The organism is Isoptericola luteus, from assembly GCF_020297055.1.
GTDB classification, from domain to species: Bacteria; Actinomycetota; Actinomycetes; order Actinomycetales; family Cellulomonadaceae; genus Isoptericola; species Isoptericola luteus.
Map to the genome: position 1 here is coordinate 25,556 of NZ_JAIXCQ010000019.1, position 18,704 is coordinate 44,259.

The window sequence follows — 18,704 nt, forward strand, 5'->3', positions numbered from 1 at the left end:
CCCCGCCTTTCGCGTGGTCCCGGGCGCCCGTGCCCCCGCGGGTGGGGCCACCCCGCGACGGGTACCTCGATCTCGGCGGGCGGCGGGCGTCAGGAGTGCGGCACCGTCGCCGTGATGAGCGTGCCGTCCTCGCGGCGGTTGCCCGACAACGCCCGCAGGCTCGGTCGGCCCGGGCGCAGCGGACCCTGACCCTCGAGCGGCACGCGGGTCACCTCGCCGGCGGGCACGGTGACCTTCTGGCCGCGGACGACCACCCTTGCGCCCTCACCCGTCTCCGGGGTCAGCTCGAGCGCGTCGGGCGTCACGGTGATCCGCAGCCGGGAGCCGTTCCACGTCACGCGGAAGGTCAGCGCCTCCCACCCCTGCGGCAGCCGCGGGTCGAAGCTCAGCACGCCGTCGTAGTCCCGCATGCCGCCGAACCCGAACGCGAGCGCGGACCACGTCCCGCCCGCCGAGGCGACGTGCACGCCGTCCGAGGCGTTCGCGTGCAGGTTCGCCAGGTCCACGAACAGCGACGACCGGAAGTAGTCCAGGGCCAGCTCCTGGTAGCCCACCTCGGCCGCGACGATCGACTGGACCACGCCCGACAGCGTCGAGTCCCCGGTGGTCAGCGGGTCGTAGTACTCGAAGTCCGCGAGCTTCTCGTCCGCGGTGAAGTGCTTGCCCTGCAGGAACAGCGCCAGCACGACGTCGGCCTGCTTGAGCACCTGGTAGCGGTAGATCACCAGCGGGTGGTAGTGCAGCAGCAGGGGCCGCATGTCGGCCGGCGTGGCCGCCAGGTCCCAGATCTCGCGCTCCAGGAAGTGCGAGTCCTGCGGGTGGATCCCGATGCCGTCCGCGTACGGGATGGACATGTGGTCGGCGGCACGGGTCCACTCCGCGAGCTCGTGCTCCCGCAGGCCCAGCCGCTCCACGAGCCGGCCGTAGTCCTCCGGGAACTCGGCGCGCATGCGCTCCACGACGAACGTCGCGGCGCGCAGGTTGAACCGCGCCATGACGTTGGTGAACAGGTTGTCGTTGACGACGGTCGTGTACTCGTCCGGGCCGGTGACGCCGTGGATGTGGAAGTTGTCGTCACCGTTGGCGCGCCAGAACCCGAGGTCCTCCCACATGCGCGCGGTCTCCACGAGGATGTCCACGCCCTCGCGGCGGAGGAAGTCGACGTCGCCCGAGGCCCGCACATACTGCACCAGCGCGAAGCTGATGTCGGCGTTGATGTGGTACTGCGCGGTGCCCGCGGCGTAGTAGGCCGAGGCCTCCTCGCCGTTGATGGTGCGCCAGGGGAACAGGGCGCCCTTCTGCGAGAGCTCGGCCGCGCGGCGCCGGGCGGCGTCGAGCATCTGGTAGCGGAAGCGCAGCGCGTTGCGCGCGAACCTCGGGCTCGTGTACGTGAGGAACGGCAGGACGTAGACCTCGGTGTCCCAGAAGTAGTGCCCCGAGTACCCGCTGCCGGTCAGCCCCTTGGCGGGGACACCGTTGCCCTCGGCGCGCGTCGTCGCCTGCGCGAGCTGGAACAGGTTCCACCGCACCGCCTGCTGGATCTCCGGCTGGCCGGGGATCTCGACGTCCGAGCGCTCCCAGAAGTCGTCGAGCCACTCGCGCTGGTGCGTGAACTGCGCCTGGACGCCGCCCGTGCGCACGCGGTCGAGGCTGCGCCGGCACCGTTCGACGAGCTCACGGGTGGGCACCCCCCGCGACGTGTGATAGCTGACGACCTTCGTCAGCGTGATCGGCACGCCCGCCTTCGCGTCGACGCGGAACACGTGCTTGGCCAGGTCCTCGTCCACCTGGGTGCGCACGTCCCACTCGTTCTGCGTCTCCAGGTGGTGGTCGGCCGCGACGGCGAGCGTCATGCCGGAGTTGGTGCACCGGTAGGCCAGGACGAGGCGCTGGTCGTCGCCCCACTGGGTGCGCGGCTGCAGCACCCGCCCCGCGAACTGCTCCGCCTTGCGCGGGTCGAAACCCTCGCCGAGCGAGGCGGCCGGCACGTGGTACTCGTCCTGCCCGTCCTGCCGGTTGAGGATCTGCGAGGAGATCGCCACGGGGGCGTCGGCGTCGAGCAGCGTGACCTCGAACGTCATCACGGCCAGGTGCCGCTCGGCGAACGACACCATCCGCTGGGAGCTGATCTGCACGTGCTTGCCCGACGGCGTCCGCCACAGCAGGTCGCGCCGCAGCACGCCGTCGCGCAGGTCGAGTGAACGCTCGTACTCGACGAGGTCGGCGACCGGCAGCAGGAGCGGCTCGTCGTCCACGTACAGCCGGATGACCTTGGTGTCCGGGACGTTGACGATGGTCTGACCGACCTTCGCGAAGCCGTACGCGTCCTCCGCGTGCCGGATCGGCCACGTCTCGTGGAAACCGTTGATGAAGGTGCCGTGGGCGTGGGACTCGCGCCCCTCCTCGACGTTCCCGCGCATCCCGAGGTACCCGTTGGCCACGGCGAACAGGGTCTCCGAGACCCCGAGGTCCTCGACGGAGAACTGCGCCTCGACCAGTCGCCACGGCTCGGCGGGGAACCGCAGCCTGTCGACGTCCTGGAGCTCGGCGGCGGTGGGGTGGCTCATGCGCGCGTCTCCCGCCCCGGGGCGGGGGTCTCGAGGACGGACGCGTCGAGCTCGCCGAGGTCGGCGACCACGAGGTCGGCACCGTGGGTGCGCAGCAACTGCGCGCCCACGCCCCGGTCGACGCCGATGACCAGGCCGAACGGTCCCGCGGCGCCCGCCTGGACCCCGGACAACGCGTCCTCCACGACGATCGACTCCGAGGCCGGCACGCCGAGCCGCTCCGCCGCCCGCAGGTAGGTGTCGGGCGCGGGCTTGCCCGGCAGGTGCTCCGCGGCGGCGACGTTGCCGTCCACGACCACGTCGAAGCGGTCCGCGAGGTGCGCCGCGGCGAGCACGGAGGGAGTGTTGCGCGACGAGGAGACGACCGCCACGAGCGCGCCCGCGTCCGTGACGGCGTCCAGGAAGCGCACCGAGCCGGGGTACGGCTCGATGCCCTCGGTGGCGAAGAGCCCGTTCACGATCTCGTCCTTGCGGTTGCCCAGCGCGCAGACGGTGCCCTCGCCGGGGGCGTCGGCGGCCGTGCCGCGCGGCAGCTCGACGCCGCGGGACGCGAGGAACGTCGCGACACCGTCGTAGCGCGGCTTGCCGTCGATGTGCGCGAAGTAGTCCGCGGGCGTGTACGGCGCCAGGCCGAGGGCCTCGCAATAGGGGGCGAACAGGTCCGCCCAGGCTCGCATGTGCAGCTCGGCGGTGGGCGTGAGCACGCCGTCCAGGTCGAACAGCACGGCTCGCAGGCTTGTCACGGGGGTCCTTTGCGGTCGATGACGGATCAAGGTCGGACGCTGCCGGCCCGGCGGGCTCCGACGCCCTCGGTCAGCCTATGCACTGGGCCATCCGCGAGCGAAGCCCGTCGCGGTGTGTGACCCGATCCGCGGGGCCGCCTCAGGCATGGGCGCGCTCCGTGACGACGTCGGCCACCCGACCGAGGTTCGCCAGCAGCGCCCGATGCGCGTCCGGCGTCCCCGTCGCCGCCGGGCCGCCGTGCCGCTCGGTCCCGGCGCCCAGGAGCGTGACGTCCGCGAGGCCGGACACCGGCAGCCCGACGCGGCGCCAGGGCACGGTCAGCAGGTCGGCGAGCTCCCCGAGCGCCGGCCCGGCGCACTGCGAGACCCGCGCGGGCGGCAGGCCAGCCCACAGCGCCAGGCCCCGCTCGCTCGCGCGCGCCAACAGCTCCCACGCGCGCTCGTTCCAGCCGTCCGGGCCGAGCGCCGCGAGGTCGAGGCCGACGGCGTCCGCCCCGGCCAGCGCGACGGGCGGCACCCCCACCCACGTCGCCCCGAGGTGGACGACGACGCGCGCCCCGGCGTCGTGCGCGGCGTCGATCACGGGACGCAGCCCGTCGATCACCTCCGGCCCCGGCACCGGCCGCAGCCGGGAGAAGCCCGAGAAGCTCGGGAGCACCCCCGCGTGCACCTGGCCCAGCAGCGGCTCCGCGAGCTGCACGACGACGTCGGCGCCCGGGACCTGCGCCGTCAGCCGGGCGACGTGGTCGCGCACCGCCTGGGCGAGCGCGAGCGCGAGGTCGGCGCGGGCGCCGACGTCGGCCAGCACGCGGTCGCCCCGGGCGGACCAGAGCTCGGCGGCCAGTGTCCACGGTCCGAGCACCTCGGCCGTCAGGGAGCCCGTGTGCCCGTGCGCGGCGACGGCGAGCGCCTCGAGGTCGTCGCGCAGGAAGCCCTCCGCACGGCGCTCGTCGACGCCGCCGGCGTCCGCGAGCTTCCAGCCGTGCGGGCCGAGCTCCACAGGCATCTCCGTCAGCATCGCGCCCGTCCGGCCCACCGGGTCCGCCCCCGGTCCCCGACCGGTGAGCTGCACCAGGAACGGCAGCGCGTCGATGCCCGACGGCAGCGCGGACAGGTCGTCGAACACCGCCAGCTGCGCCTCCAGGACGTCCCGCAGTCCGCCCGGCCAGGCCCCGTGTCCGGTCACCGTCGTCATCCGTCACCACCATCTCTCGGGAGAGGCCCGGCGAAACTTCACCTCGGCGTCCGCGTCACCGCGGTGCCGTTCGTCGCTCTCCATCAACGAGAGCACGGTAGTCGGCCGACGAAGGAGTCTGAGACATGTCCGTGACCGTCGCCCCCGTGCACCACGGGGCCATCCCCCTGACCGTGCCCGACCTGGGCAGCCCGCCGCTGCCCGCGCCGGACGCCGCCGCCGCGAACAAGGCCCTGGCCGTGCGGGTGCACGCGGGCGCCGTGCCCGCATGCGCGGAGGCCGTGCTGCGCCGCCTGCTGGCGCCGGGCTTCCGCAACCACGACGTGCTGCCCGGCTGCTCTGGCGGCAGCGACGCGCTGGTGGCCACCATGCACTGGTTCGACGGCGCCTTCAGCGACCAGCGCGTGGAGGTGCTGCACGCGGTCGCCGAGGGCGATCTGGTCAGCCTGCACCTGGCGTTCAGCGCCCGGCACACGGGCCTCTTCCGCGGCCTGCCCCCGACGTTCCGCCGGTTCACCGTGCGCGAGATGCACACGATCCGCTGCCGCGACGGCCTGGAGGCCGAGCACTGGGTGGTGCGGGACGAGGCCTGGCTCGAGCGCGAGCTGCGCGCCGCCCAGGGTTGAGCCCCGCGCACGACCGTCGGCCTCGCGACGTGTCAGCCCCGCGACCGGTCAGCCACGTGACCGGTCACGCACGCCAGGCGGCGGTCACCGTCGCCTGGCCCAGCACCTGCGTGCCCCGGTAGATCACGGCGGACTGACCGGCCGCGACCCCGCGCAGCGGTGCCTCGACCAGCCGCACCTCGAGGCCGGGGACGCCGTCGTCGGCCACGGCACCCCGCGCGCCGGGCGTGCCCGGGGTGGTGCGCACCTGTACGGGGACAGGCGTCCCGTGGGCACGGATCTGCAGCTCCGCGTCATACCAGTCGGACCCGGCGTCCGGCGTGCCTGCGCCGGCACCCGGCATCTCGAACCAGACCGCCTTCTCGGCGGCGACACGGTCCACCGACAGCAGCTCGGCGGGCCCGACGACGACGGTGTTGGACTGCACCTGCACGTCGACCACGTAGCGTGCCCGGCCGTCGGCGGCCGGGCGGCCGAGGCCGAGGCCCTTGCGCTGGCCGACCGTGAACGCGTAGGCACCGTCGTGGTCCCCGACGACGTTCCCGTCGACGTCGACGACCTCGCCGGGCCGGGATCCCAGCCGGTCGCGCAGGAACCCCGGGGTGTCGCCGTCGGCCACGAAGCAGATGTCGTAGGAGTCCGGCTTGGCGCTGACCGACAGGCCGCGCGCGGCCGCCTCGGCGCGGACCTGCTCCTTCGAGGTGAAGCCGCCGAGCGGAAACATCGCGCGCGCCAGCCGCTGTGGGCCCATGACGGCCAGCACGTAGGACTGGTCCTTCTCGGCGTTCGGCGACCGGTGCAGCTCGCGCCGGACCGTGCCGCCGGCTCCTCCGGCATCGCCGGCATCACCGGCATCGCCGGCATCACCGGCATCGCCCGCGCCGTCGCGCGTGACGACCTGCGCGTAGTGCCCGGTGGCGACGGCGTCGAACCCGAGGGCGGTGGCCTTGTCGAGCAGCGCCTCGAACTTGATGTGCTCGTTGCAGCGCACGCACGGGTTGGGCGTGCGGCCCGCGGCGTACTCCGAGAGGAAGTCGGCGACGACGGTCTCCTCGAAGCGCTCGGACAGGTCCCACACGTAGTACGGGATCCCGAGCACGTCGGCGGCGCGGCGCGCGTCCCCGGCGTCCTCGATGGAGCAGCAGCCGCGCGAGCCGGTGCGGAACTGGTCGCGGTTGCGGCTCAGGGCCATGTGCACGCCCACGACGTCGTGCCCGGCCTCGACCGCGAGCGCCGCCGCGACCGCCGAGTCCACCCCGCCCGACATGGCGGCGAGCACCCTCATGAGCCACCTCCCGCCAGGGCCGGGCCCGACACGAGACCGGCCGCCCGCGCCCGCTCCACGACCTGCCCGAGGGCGGCGAGGAGCGCGTCGACGTCGTCCCTGGTCGACGTCGCGCCGAGCGTGAAGCGCAGCGCGCCGCGCGCGTCGAGCTCCGGCACGCCCATGGCGAGGAGCACGTGGGACGGCTGCGGCACGCCGGCCTGGCACGCCGAGCCCGTGGAGGCCTGCACGCCGGCCGAGTCCAGGAGGTAGAGCAGCGAGTCGCCCTCCGTGCCCGGGAAGGTGAAGTGCGCGTTGCCGGGCAGCCGTGCGGGGGCACCGCCGGCCCCGCCGTCGGCGCGCGGCTCCGGGCCCCGTAGCACCGCTTCGGGGTCGGCGCGGCGCACGCCCGCGACCAGCGCGTCGCGCAGGGCGGCGAGCGCCACGGCGCGCTCCGGCTGCTGGTCCACCGCGTCGGCCACCGCGACGGCGAACGCGCGGATCGCCGGCGCGTCGAGGGTCCCGGAGCGCACGCCGCGCTCCTGGCCGCCGCCGTGCAGCACCGCCTCCAGCGGCAGGTCGCGGCGCGCGAGCAGCGCACCCACGCCGAGCGGCCCGCCCAGCTTGTGACCGGTGACGGTCAGCGCGTCCACGCCCGACGCCGCGAAGTCGACCTCGACCTGCCCCACCGCCTGCACGGCGTCCGTGTGCACGGGGATGCCGTGCTGGTGGGCGAGGCGGACGACGTCGCGCACCGGCTGCACCGTGCCCACCTCGTTGTTCGCCCACATCACCGAGACGAGCGCGACCTCGTCCGCGTGGGCGGCGAGCTCCGCCCGCAGGGCGGCGAGGTCCAGCCGACCCTCGCCGTCGACCGGCAGGAGCGTGATCTCGGCGCCCGCGTGCCCGGCGAGCCAGAACGCGGGGTCGAGCACGGCGTGGTGCTCGACGGCGGACACCAGGATGCGCGTGCGGCGCGGGTCCGTGCGACGCCGGCCCCAGAAGACGCCCTTGATCGCGAGGTTGTCGGCCTCCGTGCCGCCGGCGGTGAAGAGGACCTCGCTCGGGCGTGCACCCAGCGCGGCGGCCAGTGACTCGCGGGCCTCCTCGACCGATCGTCGGGCGGCGCGGCCCGCCGAGTGCAGGGACGACGCATTGCCCGTGCGTCCCGCCTCCGCCACGAACGCCGCCAGCGCCGCCGGCGACATGGGTGTCGTGGCGGCGTGGTCGAGGTACGCGGAACCGGTGGTCACGGTCCACCATCCTACGAACTCCCCCGACCCCAGGAGTCCCCCCAGCGTCCCCCGGGACGCAACGAGCGTGCTGACCTGGTCCTCACACCGGCGGTGTGAGGGGCCGGGCAGCACGCCCCGTGCCCACCCCGGGGCCCCGGCGGCGGGGCCAGGGGAACGGTCCGGGGCCGTCCCAGCCGCCGCCGTGTCCACCACCGTGACCACCACCACCGTGACCACCGCCGCCGTGACCACCGCCGCCGTGACCACCGCCGGGGCGCTCGCCCCGGCCTGCCCGGTACACCTGGACGGTCGACGGGCGCGGGCCGCGCCACGCCCCGGCGGGCACCTCCTCGCCCTGACCGATGTAGTCGGGGAAGTACGACGTCTGGGCGCCGAAGCTGCCGTCCTCGCCCGGGTGCTGCACGTTGACGTAGACCATCGCGTCGAGCGAGTCCACGAGCGGGCCGCACGTCTCCGCGTCCCGCGGGACCGACAGGAACTGCTCGACGTTGCCGCGCCGGCGGCCGTCCAGCGTCACCTTGAACAGCGCGTCGCACTTCTGGATCGTCCCCGGCTGACCGTCCGTGGAGATCCACAGGTTGCCCTCCGCGTCGAACGCCAGGTTGTCCGGGCACGAGATCGGCGAGACCTTGTCGGCCGGGAAGCCGGAGAAGTACGCCGAGTCGTCCACGGACGGGTCGCCGGCGACGAGCAGGAGGTTCCAGCGGAACGTGGTGGCCGTCTGGTCGCCCCGGTCCTCGATGATCTCGACCACGTGCCCGTTGCGGTTGGCGTTGCGGGGGTTGGGCTCCGTGGCCCCCTCCTTGCCGGCCTTGCCGCGGTCGGTGTTGTTGGTGCAGGCGACGTAGACGCGGCCCGTGACCGGGTTGGGCTCGACGTCCTCCGGGCGGTCCATCTTGGTGGCGCCGACCGCGTCGGCCGCGAGGCGCGTGAAGACCAGCACCTCCTCGACGCTCATCCCCTCGACCTGCGACTCGCCGCCGGAGACCAGCGGCACCCACTCCCCCCGGCCGTCGAACGCGCCGTCGGAGGGGACGGCGCCCGTGCCGTCGATCTCACCGGCCGGGGAGTCGCCGGTGAACCGGGCGACGTACAGGTCGCCCGAGGACAGGAGCGTCTTGTTGTGCCGGCGCGCCGAGCGGCTGTTGCCAGGCCGCACCCGCTCGGTCGAGACGAACTTGTAGACGTAGTCGAACCGCTCGTCGTCCCCCATGTACGCGACCGCGTGACCGCGCCGCGAGAGGATGACGTTGGCGCCCTCGTGCTTGAACCGGCCCAGCGCGGTGTGCTTCACGGGGGGCGCGTCCGGGTCGTAGGGGTCGATCTCGACCACCCAGCCGAACCGGTGGTTCTCGTTCTCGTAGCCCGCGTTGTTGCCGTCGAAGCGCGGGTCGTCGAGCTCCCAGCCGTAGCCCGTGGCCCTGTCGGCCAGGCCGTAGCGGGCGTCACGCGGGTCCTCGCCGTTCACCCGCAGGTAGCCGTGGAAGTTCTCCTCGCCGGAGACCACCGTGCCCCACGGCGTCGTCCCGCCGGCGCAGTTGTTGAGCGTACCGAGCACGCGCCTGCCGCTGGGGTCGGCGACCGTCTTGAGCAGGTCGCTGCCGGCGGCCGGGCCGTCGACAACGAACTCGGTGTCGAGGTGGATGCGGCGGTTGAACCGGCTGATCCGCGAGTAGGTCCAGGGCGAGCCCTCGCGCTCGCGGCGGACCTCGACGACCGACATGCCGTGCGCCGCCCGCTCGATGGCGCGGCGCGTCGCGGCGTCGTACGACGCGTCGAACATGATCTCGGGGTTGGTGTACTCGTGGTTGCTCACGAGCAGGCCGCGGCGGCCGCGCCGGGTGCGGCCCCTCGGCCGGATGTCGTCCGGGTCTGCGGGCAGGATGTCGAGGTAGTCGACGTTGTAGCCGAACTGCTTCGCCTGCTGCTCGGGGGTCTGGCGGGCGACGTCGAAGGCGCGCCCGCCCGGGAGGATCGGGTCGCCCCAGCGGATGATCGGCGACCACTCGTACCCCTGGGGGACGACGAACGCGTCCGTCGCGGCGGGCTGCGGGGCGATGGGCCTGAACGCGAGCCCCTTGCCGTGGCCGCGGCCTGCCGCGACGGCGGCGCTCGCCTCGGGGGCGCCCACGACCTGGGCGCCGACGACGACGGTGGCCGCCGCAGCCGCGATCCCGCCCAGCATGACGCGCCGGGACAGGGCGCGCGCCGCAATGTCCCGGAAGTACTCGTTGGCGGACGCGTTCGGGGCCGGGTGGGAGCAGGCGTCGGCGCACTTGAGCCGGCACGTCACCGGGCTGCGCTTGCCGCGCACGTGCGAGGGTGTGGCCGCGAGCTCCAGCAACGGGCGCGACTCGGGGGCGATCGTCATCGTGGCACTCCTGGGGTAGGGCCGTGGGGGGTCTGTCGGCCCGAGGCTAGGGAGCGCCGGTGGACGGGCGCCGTCGCGACCCCGTCCCTCGGATGAACACCCGGTGACCTGCAGGATCACCCGGGCGGGCACCGCAGTCAGCCCAGCGAGGCCACCCACTCCGACGTGCCGTCGGTGAAGCCCTGCTCCTTCCAGACCGGCACCTCCGCCTTGAGCTCCTCGACGAGGTCGGACGCCGCGGCGAACGCCGCCTGCCGGTGCCCGGCCGCGACGGCCGCCACCACCGCGACGTCGCCGATGCCCAGGTCGCCCACGCGGTGCACGACGGCGGCCCGCACGGTGTCCCCGGTGGCTCGTGCCGTCCGCCGGGCCACCCGCTCGGCCACCGCGCGCAGCACGGCCGCGGCGTCGGGGTGCGCCTCGTAGTGCAGCCGGGTGACGCCGCGGCCACCGTCGTGGTCACGGACGTAGCCGGTGAACGTCGCCACCGCGCCGCACGCGTCGTCGCGCACCAGCGCGCCCAGCTCGGCGACCAGCCGGTCCAGCGGCTCGTCGACGACGTCGGCGCGCAGCACGGTCGCGGCGTCGGCGTCAGCGGGAACGGGAGCGGCCGTGGGAGCGTCAGCGGGAGCGACGCCGCAGCCCGGTGCCGGGTGGTCACCGCCGCGGAGCTGGTCCACGGCGTGCGGCAGCACGTCGGCGAGGGCGTCGAGCCCGTCGCGCACCCCGCCGACGGACCCCGGCAGGTTGACGACCAGCGTGCGCCCGGCCACGCCGGCGATCCCCCGGGACAGCGCGGCGGCCGGCACCGCACGCCTCGCGGGGTCCGACGGCGTCAGCGACCGCGCGCGGACCAGCTCCGCGATCCCCGGCACCTCACGGTCCAGCACCGCACGGGTCGCCTCGGGGGTGCCGTCCCTGGGCCCCAGCCCCGTGCCGCCGCTGGTCACGACGACGTCGGGGACCTCGCCGCCGTCCTCGCCGCCGTCCTCGCCGCCTTGCCCAGCGAGCAGGGCGGCGAGCGCCGCCCGCACGAGGTCGCCGTCGGGCACCACGACGGGGGGCGACGTGCGCCAGCCGCGCGCCGCGAACCACTCGACGGCGGCGGGACCGGACCGGTCCTCGTACTCCCCCGCCGCCGCGCGGTCGGAGGCGACGACGACGGCGACCCGGCGCGCGGGCCCCTCCACGAGCCCGTCCGCCGGCCCGCTCAGGGGCTTGTCCGCCGCCGTGGGGCGGTGCTCGTGGGCGCTCACGCGTCCTCCCCGCCTGCCGTGCCCGCGGCGGGCCGGGCCCAGTCGCCGGACTTGCCGCCGGACTTCGCCACGACCCGCACGTCGGTGAGCACCGCGGCCTTGTCCACGGCCTTGATCATGTCGTAGAGCGTGAGGCCCGCGACGGTGACGGCGGTCAGCGCCTCCATCTCGACCCCCGTGCGGCCGGTGGTGCGCACCGTCGCGGAGAGCTCCACACGGTCGCCCGCGGGGACGACGTCGATCTCGACGCCCGAGAGAGGCAGCGGGTGGCACAGGGGCACCAGGTCCGGGGTGCGCTTGGCGCCCAGGATGCCGGCGATCCGCGCGGTGGCGATGGCTTCGCCCTTCGGCAGGTCCCCCGACGCGATGCGCTCGACGACGTCGGCCCGGGTGCGCAGCACGCCGGTCGCGGTCGCCTCCCGCGTCGTGACGTCCTTGCCGGACACGTCGACCATGTGGGCCGCGCCGTCGGCGCGGTAGTGGGACAGGTCAGGGGTCGGCACGGTCATCGGAGCTCCCAGTAGTCGACGACGTCGCCACGCTCGAGGCGCGCGACGCCGGGTGGCACGTGGACGAGGATCGTCGCGGCGGCGAGGTGGGTCAGCAGGTGCGACCCGGGGCCGCCCGTCATGTGCACGCGCCCGGCGTCGTCGAGCGACGCCCGCCGCACCTGGTGCAGCGCGGGCGGCGAGTTGAGGGGTGCCGCGAGCGGTGCGCGCCCGGTCGGACGGCGCGCCGGCGTGGCACCTGTCACGGCGGCGACCAGCGGGCGCAGGAACAGCTCGAACGACACCAGCGCGCTCACCGGGTTCCCCGGGAACGCCACGACGGGCACCTCCCGCTGGGCCCCGGGCCCGCCGAGGACGACGGTGCCGAGACCCTGTGGACCGCCGGGCTGCACGGCGACGTGGCCGAACCACAGCCCGTCGAGCGTCTGGCGCACCACCTCGAACGCCCCCGCGGACACGCCGCCCGTGGTCACGACGAGCGCCACGTCGCCCGGCGCCCGCTCGAGGACGCGGCGCAGGTCGTCCGGCTCGTCGGGGACGACAGCGGTGGTCACCCGCGCCCCGACCTGCGCGAGCGCGGCCGTGAGCGCCGCGCCGTTCGCGTCGTGCACGCGCGCGGGACCGAGCGCCCGCCCGGCGGGCGCCAGCTCCGAACCGGTCGAGACCAGCAGCACGTGCGGGGGTCGTGCGACGTCGACGGTGCGGATGCCGGCCGCCACGAGCGCGCCGAGCTGCGGCGCGCCGAGCGGTGCCCCGGCGGGCAGCAGCACCTCCCCCGCCGCGACGTCCGACCCGGTGGTCCGCACGTACGCGCCCACGGTCACCGGCGCCGCGAAGCGGACCTCCGCCGCGGGCTCCTCCGCCACCCCGGACGTCGCTGCCCCGGGCGTCGCCGCCCCGGGCGTGCCGAAGTGCGGCGGGTCGGCGTCCTCGACCCGCACGACGGCGTCCGCACCGGCGGGCACGGGCGCACCGGTCATGACGGGCGCCGCCGTCCCGGCGGCGAGCGGCGGTGGCTGGGTGCCGGCGGGCACCGGCGCCGCCACCCGGAGCGCGACCGGGGCCTCCCGGGTCGCGCCCGCGAGGTCGGTGGACCGCACGGCATACCCGTCCATCTGGGAGTTGTCGAAGCCCGGCAGGGCGGCCGCCGCGACGGCGTCGGCGGTGAGCACGCGCGGCGCCAGCGCAGCACCGGCCGCGGCCGCGGCGAGCAGCCGGGCGACGGTCACCCGCTCGGTGTCCCGCTCCAGCGCCGCCACCAGCGCGGGCGTCACCCGCTCCGCGATCTCGGCGGCGTGGTCGGCCACCGGCCGACGGGGATGCGTCGCGTCGTCATGCACGGCGTCAGCCTATGTCGCGGCGGGCTGCCCGACGGCGAGGTGCACGACGGCGAGGTCCCCGACGGGTCAGCCGGCGCCTGAGAGCGGGCGGGTGCGGTTCCCGACCCTCCCGGCCTGTTGCCGGGACCGCGGACCAGCGCGCTACGTCCGCGTCTGCGGGACTATGCTCCGTTCCATGCCGCAGATGCGAGTATCCGAGGCCGCCGTCTACCTCGGCGTCAGCGACGACACCGTGCGCCGCTGGATCGACCGCGGGCTGCTCCGGGCGAACACCGACACGTCGGGCCGGAAGGTCGTGGACGGGTACGAGGTGGCGATGGTCGCTCGCGAGCACGCGACCCCGCCCGGCCTGCCTCCCGGGATGCGGAGCTCGGCCCGCAACCGGTTCGTCGGGCTGGTCACCGACCTCACGGTGGACGCCGTGATGGCGCAGGTGGAGCTGCAGTGCGGGCCGTTCCGCGTCGTGTCGCTGATGAGCAGCGAGGCCGTGCGCGACCTCGGGCTCGAGCGCGGCTCGGTGGCCGTGGCCGTCATCAAGTCGACGAACGTCGTCGTCGAGGCCCCGGACCGAGGAGACGCATGAGACGGCGCCCCCGGACACCGGCCGCCGGCGCCGGGCTCGCCGGGCTCGCACTCGCTGCGACCGCCCTGGGCGGCTGCGGTCCCGCCGCGGGCGGCGACGTCGGGACGAGCGCAGGGACGACCACCCTCACCGTGTTCGCCGCAGCCTCGCTGCAGCACGCGTTCGAGCAGGTCGCCACGGAGTTCGAGGCCCGCCACGAGGGGGTCGACGTGCGGCTGAGCCTCGCCGGGTCGGCCGACCTCGTGGCCCAGGTCCAGCAGGGCGCCCCGGCCGACGTCGTCGCCACCGCGAGCACCGCGACCATGGACCGGCTGGCCGCCGACAACCTCGTCGGCGCACCGCAGGCCTTCGCCACCAACGCCCTGCAGATCGCCGTCCCGCCCGGGAACCCGGCCGGCGTCGAGACCCTGGCAGACCTCACCGACCCGGGCCTCGCCCTCGTGCTCTGCGCCCCCGAGGTGCCGTGCGGTGCGGCGTCCGCAGCCGTCGAGGAGGCCGCGGGACTGCACCTCCGGCCGGTCAGCGAGGAGCGGAGCGTCACCGACGTGCTGGGCAAGGTGACCACGGGCGAGGCCGACGCCGGGCTGGTCTACGTCACCGACGTGGCCGCGGCCGGAGACGGCGTGGAGGGCATCGCGTTCCCCGAGTCCTCCGCCGCGCCCACCACGTACCCGGTCGCCACGGTGGCCGGCTCCGCCGAGCCCGCGCTCGCGCAGGAGTTCGTGCACCTGGTCCTCGCCGCCGAGGGCCGGGCGACGCTCCTCAACCTCGGCTTCGGCGCGCCATGACCTCCCTGGTCCCGGGCCCTCACCGGGCCTCTCACCGGCCCTCGGGCACCGTGCGCCCGGCCGGCGAGCCCGCCGTCGGCCTGCCCCGGTGGGCGTTCGTCCCCGCGGCGGTCGGCGGGCTCCTCGTGCTGCTCCCGCTGGTCGCGATGGGCAGCCGCGTGGACTGGTCGAGCTTCGCGTCCCTGATCACCAGCGAGTCGTCGCTCGCGGCGCTGGGGCTCAGCCTGCGGACGGCGGCGACCAGCACGCTGCTCTGCCTCGTGCTCGGGATCCCGATGGCCCTCGTCCTGGCCCGCGCGCGGTTCGCCGGGCTGGACCTGCTGCGCTCGCTGGTGCTCGTGCCGCTGGTGCTGCCGCCCGTCGTGGGGGGCATCGCGCTGCTGTACACGTTCGGGCGCCGCGGCCTGCTCGGCTCCTCCATGGAGGTGCTGGGCGTGCAGATCGCCTTCTCGACGACGGCGGTGGTGCTCGCGCAGACGTTCGTCGCGCTGCCGTTCCTGGTGATCAGCCTGGAGGGGTCGCTGCGCACGGCCGGCACCCGGTACGACGTCGTCGCGGCCTCCCTGGGCGCGCGCCCGACCACGGTGCTGCGCCGCGTCACGCTCCCGCTGGTGTGGCCGGGCCTGGCGTCCGGGACGGTGCTGTCGTTCGCCCGGGCGCTGGGCGAGTTCGGCGCGACCATCACGTTCGCCGGCAGCCTCCAGGGGGTCACGCGCACCCTGCCGCTGGAGATCTACCTGCAGCGTGAGACGGACCCCGACGCGGCCGTGGCCCTGTCGTTCCTGCTGGTCCTGGTCGCTGTGCTCGTGATCGCGTCCACCCGCACGCACCGGAGGGTGCGATGACCCTCACCTTCGCGGCGACGCTGCCGGACCGCGGGTTCGACGTCGAGCTCGACGTCGCCGAGGGCCGCACCCTCGCGCTGCTGGGCCCCAACGGGGCGGGCAAGTCGACGGCGCTCGGCCTCGCAGCAGGGACATTGCGCCCGCACGACGGGCACGTCACGCTCGACGGCCGGCCCCTGGTCCACGCGGAGGCGGGCCGCACCCGCACCTGGGTGCCGCCGCACGCCCGGCAGGTCGCACTGCTGGCGCAGGAGGCGCTGCTGTTCCCGCACCTGTCGGTACGGCAGAACGTCGCCTTCGGCCCGCGCTCGCAGGGAGCTCGCCGCCGCGAGGCCGACGCCGCGGCCGACCGCCGGCTCGCCGACGTCGGCCTCGCCAGCCTGGCCGACCGTGCGCCGTCGACCCTCTCGGGCGGTCAGGCCCAGCGGGTGGCCGTCGCACGGGCGCTCGCCGCCGAGCCCCGGCTGCTGCTGCTCGACGAGCCCATGGCGGCGCTCGACGTCGAGGTCACGCCCGCCCTGCGGCAGTCGCTCAAGCACCTGCTCGCCGAGCAGACCACCGTCATCACCACCCACGACGTGCTCGACGCCCTCCTGCTGGCGGACGAGATCGCCGTGATCGACGGCGGCCGGGTGGTCGAGCGCGGCGCGACCGCAGACGTGCTCGCCCGGCCCCGCAGCACGTTCGCCGCGAAGATCGCCGGGCTCAACCTCCTCGCCGGGACGTGGACCGGCGACGGGGTCCGCACGACCGCGGGCGAGGTGGTGCACGGCCACGCCCCCGGCGACGGCCTGGCCGTCGGCGTGCCCATGACCGCCGTCTTCCGCCCCGCCGCCGTCTCCGTCTACCTCGACGAGCAGCACGGCTCTCCGCGCAACACCTTCCGCGGCACGGTGACGTCCCTGGAACCCCGCGGCGACCTGGTGCGCGTGCGCACCGGCCACCTCGCCGCGGACGTCACCCCCCAGTCCGTGGCCGAGCTGTCACTCGTGCCGGGCGCCCAGGTCTGGCTGTCCGTCAAGGCGGCAGAGGTGGACGTCTATCCCGGGTGACGCCCCGCCTCTCGCACGCCGTCCGCGTGGTGTCAGAGGGCGAGCTCACCTGCCCGCCCGACGACTGCCTCCCATGAGACGTCCGCGATGCAAAGCTCCCCTCCCGGCGCCCGCACGGCTGGAACGCTCAGCTTTCTTCCTCACGAGTGGAGACGAGGATCCAGGTCTCGTCCTCCGCGGAGGTGACCGCCACCGATACGGTCCGACCCACGTTGGTGGCGACGAAGTCCGGCACGCCGTCGGAGGGCCCGAGATCGAGAACGCGGGCGTCAGCACCAGCCCGCACGCGAAGCCACGCTGCGTCATGAGTACCGGTCGCGCTGACGCTGAGGAGAAGCTCGCCCGTCGACGACACCAGGCCGGTCGACTCGACGACCCGAGTCCACGCGGTCTCGACGGCCGCCGGATCGGGGTCGTCGTCAGCGATGCGGACCGTCGGGACCGCCGAGACGGAGGAGAACGCTCACCAGACGTCACGCACTTCCCCGACGGTGCCAGCCGTCCCGAGGACCTCGAAGCCGGCACGGCGTGCGATCCCGTCGGGGCCGGTCATGTCGCCGTGCTTCCCGAGCGCGCGGACCGCTGTTCAGGACGACGTCCCGGGCGTCGTGCCGTAATAGGGCCGGACGACCCTGCCGAGCTTGCGCTGGATCCTGCGCAGGAGACGGATCGTCTCGTCGTCGTCCAGGCCTGTCGTGGTACGCCAGTCGGTCCCAGAGCCGACGAGGTCGCTGGCGAAGACGATCTCCACCGCGAGGAGGACCCGCGCCCAGTCCGCCGCCTCGAGGGGGATGTCCTGCGTCAGGTCCGCACCGAGGGCGGCGCACCGCTGCACCAGCGTGCGACCGTCGGCGAACCCCATCCCTCGCGCGAGAAGGTCGCTGGCGCGGGCGGGGCCACCCCACTCGACCAACGCTCGGGACAAGAGCGCGATCTCGTGCGGGTCGAGCAGGCTGCTCGGGCGCTCATCGTGCGGAGTCGTCATGTCGGCGCGCCGCCTGGGCGGGCACTTGCGCCGAACGTCTCGAACACCATCACGCGCACGCCGTCCTCCGCGGACGCGCTGAGCTTCCGCAGGTCACGACGCCGCAGCGCGAAACTCGCTGAGCCAGGTCCTAAAGTCAGCAGGCCCGTGCAGGTACGTCCCGGGTCCCGAGAGAAGGTCCGCACCGGAGAGCTTGTCGAGGGCTTCCATCACGGCATCGTCCACGTCCTCGTCGTCGTCCATGTCGCGCAGGGCGGTCATGGCCCAGTCGGCCGCGTCGCCTGGATCGAGCGAGCCGTTGGCCAGCGCGGTCAGCTTGGAGTCGACGGTGGATCGGTCAGTGGCTTCCATGGTCAGAACACTCCCGTGAAGTTTCCCGCGGCGTCAAAGACGTAGTGGACCTTCGTCCCCCCGGTGACGCTCACGTCCGGGCGGACGATCCTGACGCGTCCCGTTCCGTCGACAGTCTCGTGCCACAGGCGCTTCGCGCCGGTCCCGGGATCCCACTCACGCACCAGGCGCCGACCGATCATCTCGCCCGGGTTGGCCGCGGGTGTCACGCGCCCGTAGAACCGGAAGCGGCCGTTCTCGAGCTGCTTGAAGCCGTCCTTGCCGTACTTCTTGAGCTGCTTCGCGAAGGCCTGGCTCGCCTCTCCGGCGAGCTCGCCGTGGCCTCCTGCGTTGTGGACGAGGACTGACAGGTCGCCGGCCAGGACGTAGTAGTTGTGGTGGGTGGCGACGTGAAAGTTGTAGACCGCGACAGGTCCGTCGGGGTCGTTCTCGTCGCGGTGCTCGACGTCGATCCGGTCCAGCGTCACGGTCCCGTCGGGGGTGAGGAGGATGTCGCCGGGTTGCAGGTCGCGGGCGAGGATCCAGCCCATGTTGGCGACCATGAAGGGGTGTTCGTCGGTCGTCGTGACGACGTGCCCGTCGATGGTCAGGTGGTACAGGGTGGTGGTCTGACGCACGAAGGTCTCGGCCACGAGCTGCAGCTCGTCCATACCCGTGGCGAGGTTGTGGGCGTAGACCTTGTCCCCGGCACGGATGTCCTCGATCGGCTTGACACCGTCGGGGCCGTCAGGGCCGTCGGGGGTGCGGATGAGGGTGCCCGCGGTGAAGCAGGTACCGAACCCGACCTTGCACCACGCCTTCTTCGCGCCGGTCTTGGCGCCTTGCTTGAGGGCGGCCTTCGACAGGCCCGTGGCGGCCAACGTCAGGTTCGCCAGCGCGGACACGATCGCCGCGACCGCGGCGACCACGATCAACACCCCCGCCAACGCCGTGCCCACGATCGGGATGAACGCGACCACCACCGCCAGCAGGC

The 18,704-nt window shown here is 74.5% G+C and carries 17 protein-coding genes; 5 read left to right on the forward strand and 12 right to left on the reverse strand.

The window, feature by feature from the left end:
* Positions 1 to 89: 89 nt before the first annotated feature.
* The 3 genes from LEP48_RS17930 to LEP48_RS17940 all read right to left on the reverse strand — a co-directional run bounded on the left by LEP48_RS17930 (position 90) and on the right by LEP48_RS17940 (position 4,505).
* Positions 90 to 2,567, reverse strand: a complete 2,478-nt coding sequence (locus LEP48_RS17930) for a glycoside hydrolase family 65 protein (RefSeq protein WP_225566945.1) — start codon at positions 2,565 to 2,567, stop codon at positions 90 to 92.
* Complete coding sequence (locus LEP48_RS17935; protein ID WP_225566946.1) at positions 2,564 to 3,310, reverse strand: HAD family hydrolase; 747 nt, start codon at positions 3,308 to 3,310, stop codon at positions 2,564 to 2,566. Before LEP48_RS17935 ends, LEP48_RS17930 begins: the two co-directional genes overlap by 4 nt.
* Before the next feature lie 139 nt (positions 3,311 to 3,449).
* A complete protein-coding gene (locus LEP48_RS17940; protein WP_225566947.1) occupies positions 3,450 to 4,505 on the reverse strand; it encodes a uroporphyrinogen decarboxylase/cobalamine-independent methonine synthase family protein in 1,056 nt (351 codons plus the stop codon).
* Between the two features lie 125 nt (positions 4,506 to 4,630).
* Between LEP48_RS17940 and LEP48_RS17945 the strand changes: the two genes are divergently transcribed.
* Entirely contained in the window at positions 4,631 to 5,131 is a 501-nt protein-coding gene (locus tag LEP48_RS17945; RefSeq protein WP_225566948.1) for an ester cyclase, read from the forward strand.
* A gap of 64 nt (positions 5,132 to 5,195) precedes the next feature.
* Here LEP48_RS17945 and mnmA read toward each other — a convergent pair whose 3' ends face one another.
* The 6 genes from mnmA to LEP48_RS18900 form a co-directional block, all read right to left on the reverse strand.
* Positions 5,196 to 6,416 (reverse strand): tRNA 2-thiouridine(34) synthase MnmA, encoded by a 1,221-nt coding sequence (gene mnmA / locus LEP48_RS17950; protein ID WP_225566949.1) that lies wholly within the window; start codon positions 6,414 to 6,416, stop codon positions 5,196 to 5,198.
* Positions 6,413 to 7,648, reverse strand: coding sequence for a cysteine desulfurase family protein (locus LEP48_RS17955; RefSeq protein WP_225566950.1), 1,236 nt, complete (start codon positions 7,646 to 7,648; stop codon positions 6,413 to 6,415). The genes mnmA and LEP48_RS17955 overlap by 4 nt, the downstream gene beginning before the upstream one ends.
* An 82-nt stretch (positions 7,649 to 7,730) precedes the next feature.
* Entirely contained in the window at positions 7,731 to 10,022 is a 2,292-nt protein-coding gene (locus LEP48_RS17960; RefSeq protein WP_225566951.1) for a PhoX family protein, read from the reverse strand.
* A 137-nt stretch (positions 10,023 to 10,159) separates the two neighbouring features.
* A complete protein-coding gene (locus LEP48_RS17965; RefSeq protein WP_225566952.1) occupies positions 10,160 to 11,278 on the reverse strand; it encodes a molybdenum cofactor biosynthesis protein MoaE in 1,119 nt (372 codons plus the stop codon).
* Positions 11,275 to 11,787, reverse strand: coding sequence for a cyclic pyranopterin monophosphate synthase MoaC (gene moaC / locus LEP48_RS17970; protein ID WP_225566953.1), 513 nt, complete (start codon positions 11,785 to 11,787; stop codon positions 11,275 to 11,277). The genes LEP48_RS17965 and moaC overlap by 4 nt, the downstream gene beginning before the upstream one ends.
* Positions 11,784 to 13,127: a molybdopterin molybdotransferase MoeA gene (locus tag LEP48_RS18900; RefSeq protein ID WP_225566954.1), complete on the reverse strand. Its 1,344-nt coding sequence runs from the start codon at positions 13,125 to 13,127 to the stop codon at positions 11,784 to 11,786. The genes moaC and LEP48_RS18900 overlap by 4 nt, the downstream gene beginning before the upstream one ends.
* A gap of 175 nt (positions 13,128 to 13,302) precedes the next feature.
* On the opposite strand from LEP48_RS18900, the gene LEP48_RS17980 reads away from it, so the two are divergent.
* Genes LEP48_RS17980 through LEP48_RS17995 form a run of 4 tightly spaced genes read left to right on the forward strand, consistent with a single transcriptional unit; the run spans position 13,303 to position 16,395 of the window.
* On the forward strand, positions 13,303 to 13,710 hold the full coding sequence (locus tag LEP48_RS17980; protein ID WP_225566955.1) for a TOBE domain-containing protein: 408 nt from the start codon (positions 13,303 to 13,305) through the stop codon (positions 13,708 to 13,710).
* Positions 13,707 to 14,498, forward strand: a complete 792-nt coding sequence (modA, locus tag LEP48_RS17985; protein WP_225566956.1) for a molybdate ABC transporter substrate-binding protein — start codon at positions 13,707 to 13,709, stop codon at positions 14,496 to 14,498. Before LEP48_RS17980 ends, modA begins: the two co-directional genes overlap by 4 nt.
* Complete coding sequence (locus tag LEP48_RS17990; protein ID WP_225566957.1) at positions 14,495 to 15,343, forward strand: ABC transporter permease; 849 nt, start codon at positions 14,495 to 14,497, stop codon at positions 15,341 to 15,343. The genes modA and LEP48_RS17990 overlap by 4 nt, the downstream gene beginning before the upstream one ends.
* Positions 15,340 to 16,395 (forward strand): sulfate/molybdate ABC transporter ATP-binding protein, encoded by a 1,056-nt coding sequence (locus LEP48_RS17995; RefSeq protein WP_225566958.1) that lies wholly within the window; start codon positions 15,340 to 15,342, stop codon positions 16,393 to 16,395. Before LEP48_RS17990 ends, LEP48_RS17995 begins: the two co-directional genes overlap by 4 nt.
* Before the next feature lie 586 nt (positions 16,396 to 16,981).
* On the opposite strand, the gene LEP48_RS18000 is transcribed toward LEP48_RS17995, so the two are convergent.
* From LEP48_RS18000 to LEP48_RS18010, 3 genes are all read right to left on the reverse strand, one after another.
* Positions 16,982 to 17,380 carry a hypothetical protein gene (locus tag LEP48_RS18000; protein WP_225566959.1) on the reverse strand — a complete coding sequence of 133 codons (399 nt, stop codon included), beginning with the start codon at positions 17,378 to 17,380 and terminating at the stop codon, positions 16,982 to 16,984.
* A 93-nt stretch (positions 17,381 to 17,473) separates the two neighbouring features.
* Positions 17,474 to 17,731 (reverse strand): hypothetical protein, encoded by a 258-nt coding sequence (locus tag LEP48_RS18005; RefSeq protein ID WP_225566960.1) that lies wholly within the window; start codon positions 17,729 to 17,731, stop codon positions 17,474 to 17,476.
* 2 nt (positions 17,732 to 17,733) lie between these two features.
* On the reverse strand, positions 17,734 to 18,704 hold a 971-nt coding region (locus LEP48_RS18010), incomplete at its 5' end, for a polymorphic toxin-type HINT domain-containing protein (RefSeq protein ID WP_225566961.1).

Bases quoted from the DNA above. Each gene is read 5' to 3' on its own strand.
- LEP48_RS17930 (WP_225566945.1), bottom strand. From the start codon at position 2,567: ATGAGCCACCCCACCGCCGCCGAGCTCCAGGACGTCGACAGGCTGCGG.
- LEP48_RS17940 (WP_225566947.1), bottom strand. From the start codon at position 4,505: ATGACGACGGTGACCGGACACGGGGCCTGGCCGGGCGGACTGCGGGAC.
- LEP48_RS17945 (WP_225566948.1), top strand. From the start codon at position 4,631: ATGTCCGTGACCGTCGCCCCCGTGCACCACGGGGCCATCCCCCTGACC.
- mnmA (WP_225566949.1), bottom strand. From the start codon at position 6,416: ATGAGGGTGCTCGCCGCCATGTCGGGCGGGGTGGACTCGGCGGTCGCG.
- LEP48_RS17960 (WP_225566951.1), bottom strand. From the start codon at position 10,022: ATGACGATCGCCCCCGAGTCGCGCCCGTTGCTGGAGCTCGCGGCCACA.
- moaC (WP_225566953.1), bottom strand. From the start codon at position 11,787: ATGACCGTGCCGACCCCTGACCTGTCCCACTACCGCGCCGACGGCGCG.
- LEP48_RS17980 (WP_225566955.1), top strand. From the start codon at position 13,303: ATGCCGCAGATGCGAGTATCCGAGGCCGCCGTCTACCTCGGCGTCAGC.
- modA (WP_225566956.1), top strand. From the start codon at position 13,707: ATGAGACGGCGCCCCCGGACACCGGCCGCCGGCGCCGGGCTCGCCGGG.
- LEP48_RS17990 (WP_225566957.1), top strand. From the start codon at position 14,495: ATGACCTCCCTGGTCCCGGGCCCTCACCGGGCCTCTCACCGGCCCTCG.
- LEP48_RS17995 (WP_225566958.1), top strand. From the start codon at position 15,340: ATGACCCTCACCTTCGCGGCGACGCTGCCGGACCGCGGGTTCGACGTC.
- LEP48_RS18000 (WP_225566959.1), bottom strand. From the start codon at position 17,380: ATGACGACTCCGCACGATGAGCGCCCGAGCAGCCTGCTCGACCCGCAC.
- LEP48_RS18005 (WP_225566960.1), bottom strand. From the start codon at position 17,731: ATGGAAGCCACTGACCGATCCACCGTCGACTCCAAGCTGACCGCGCTG.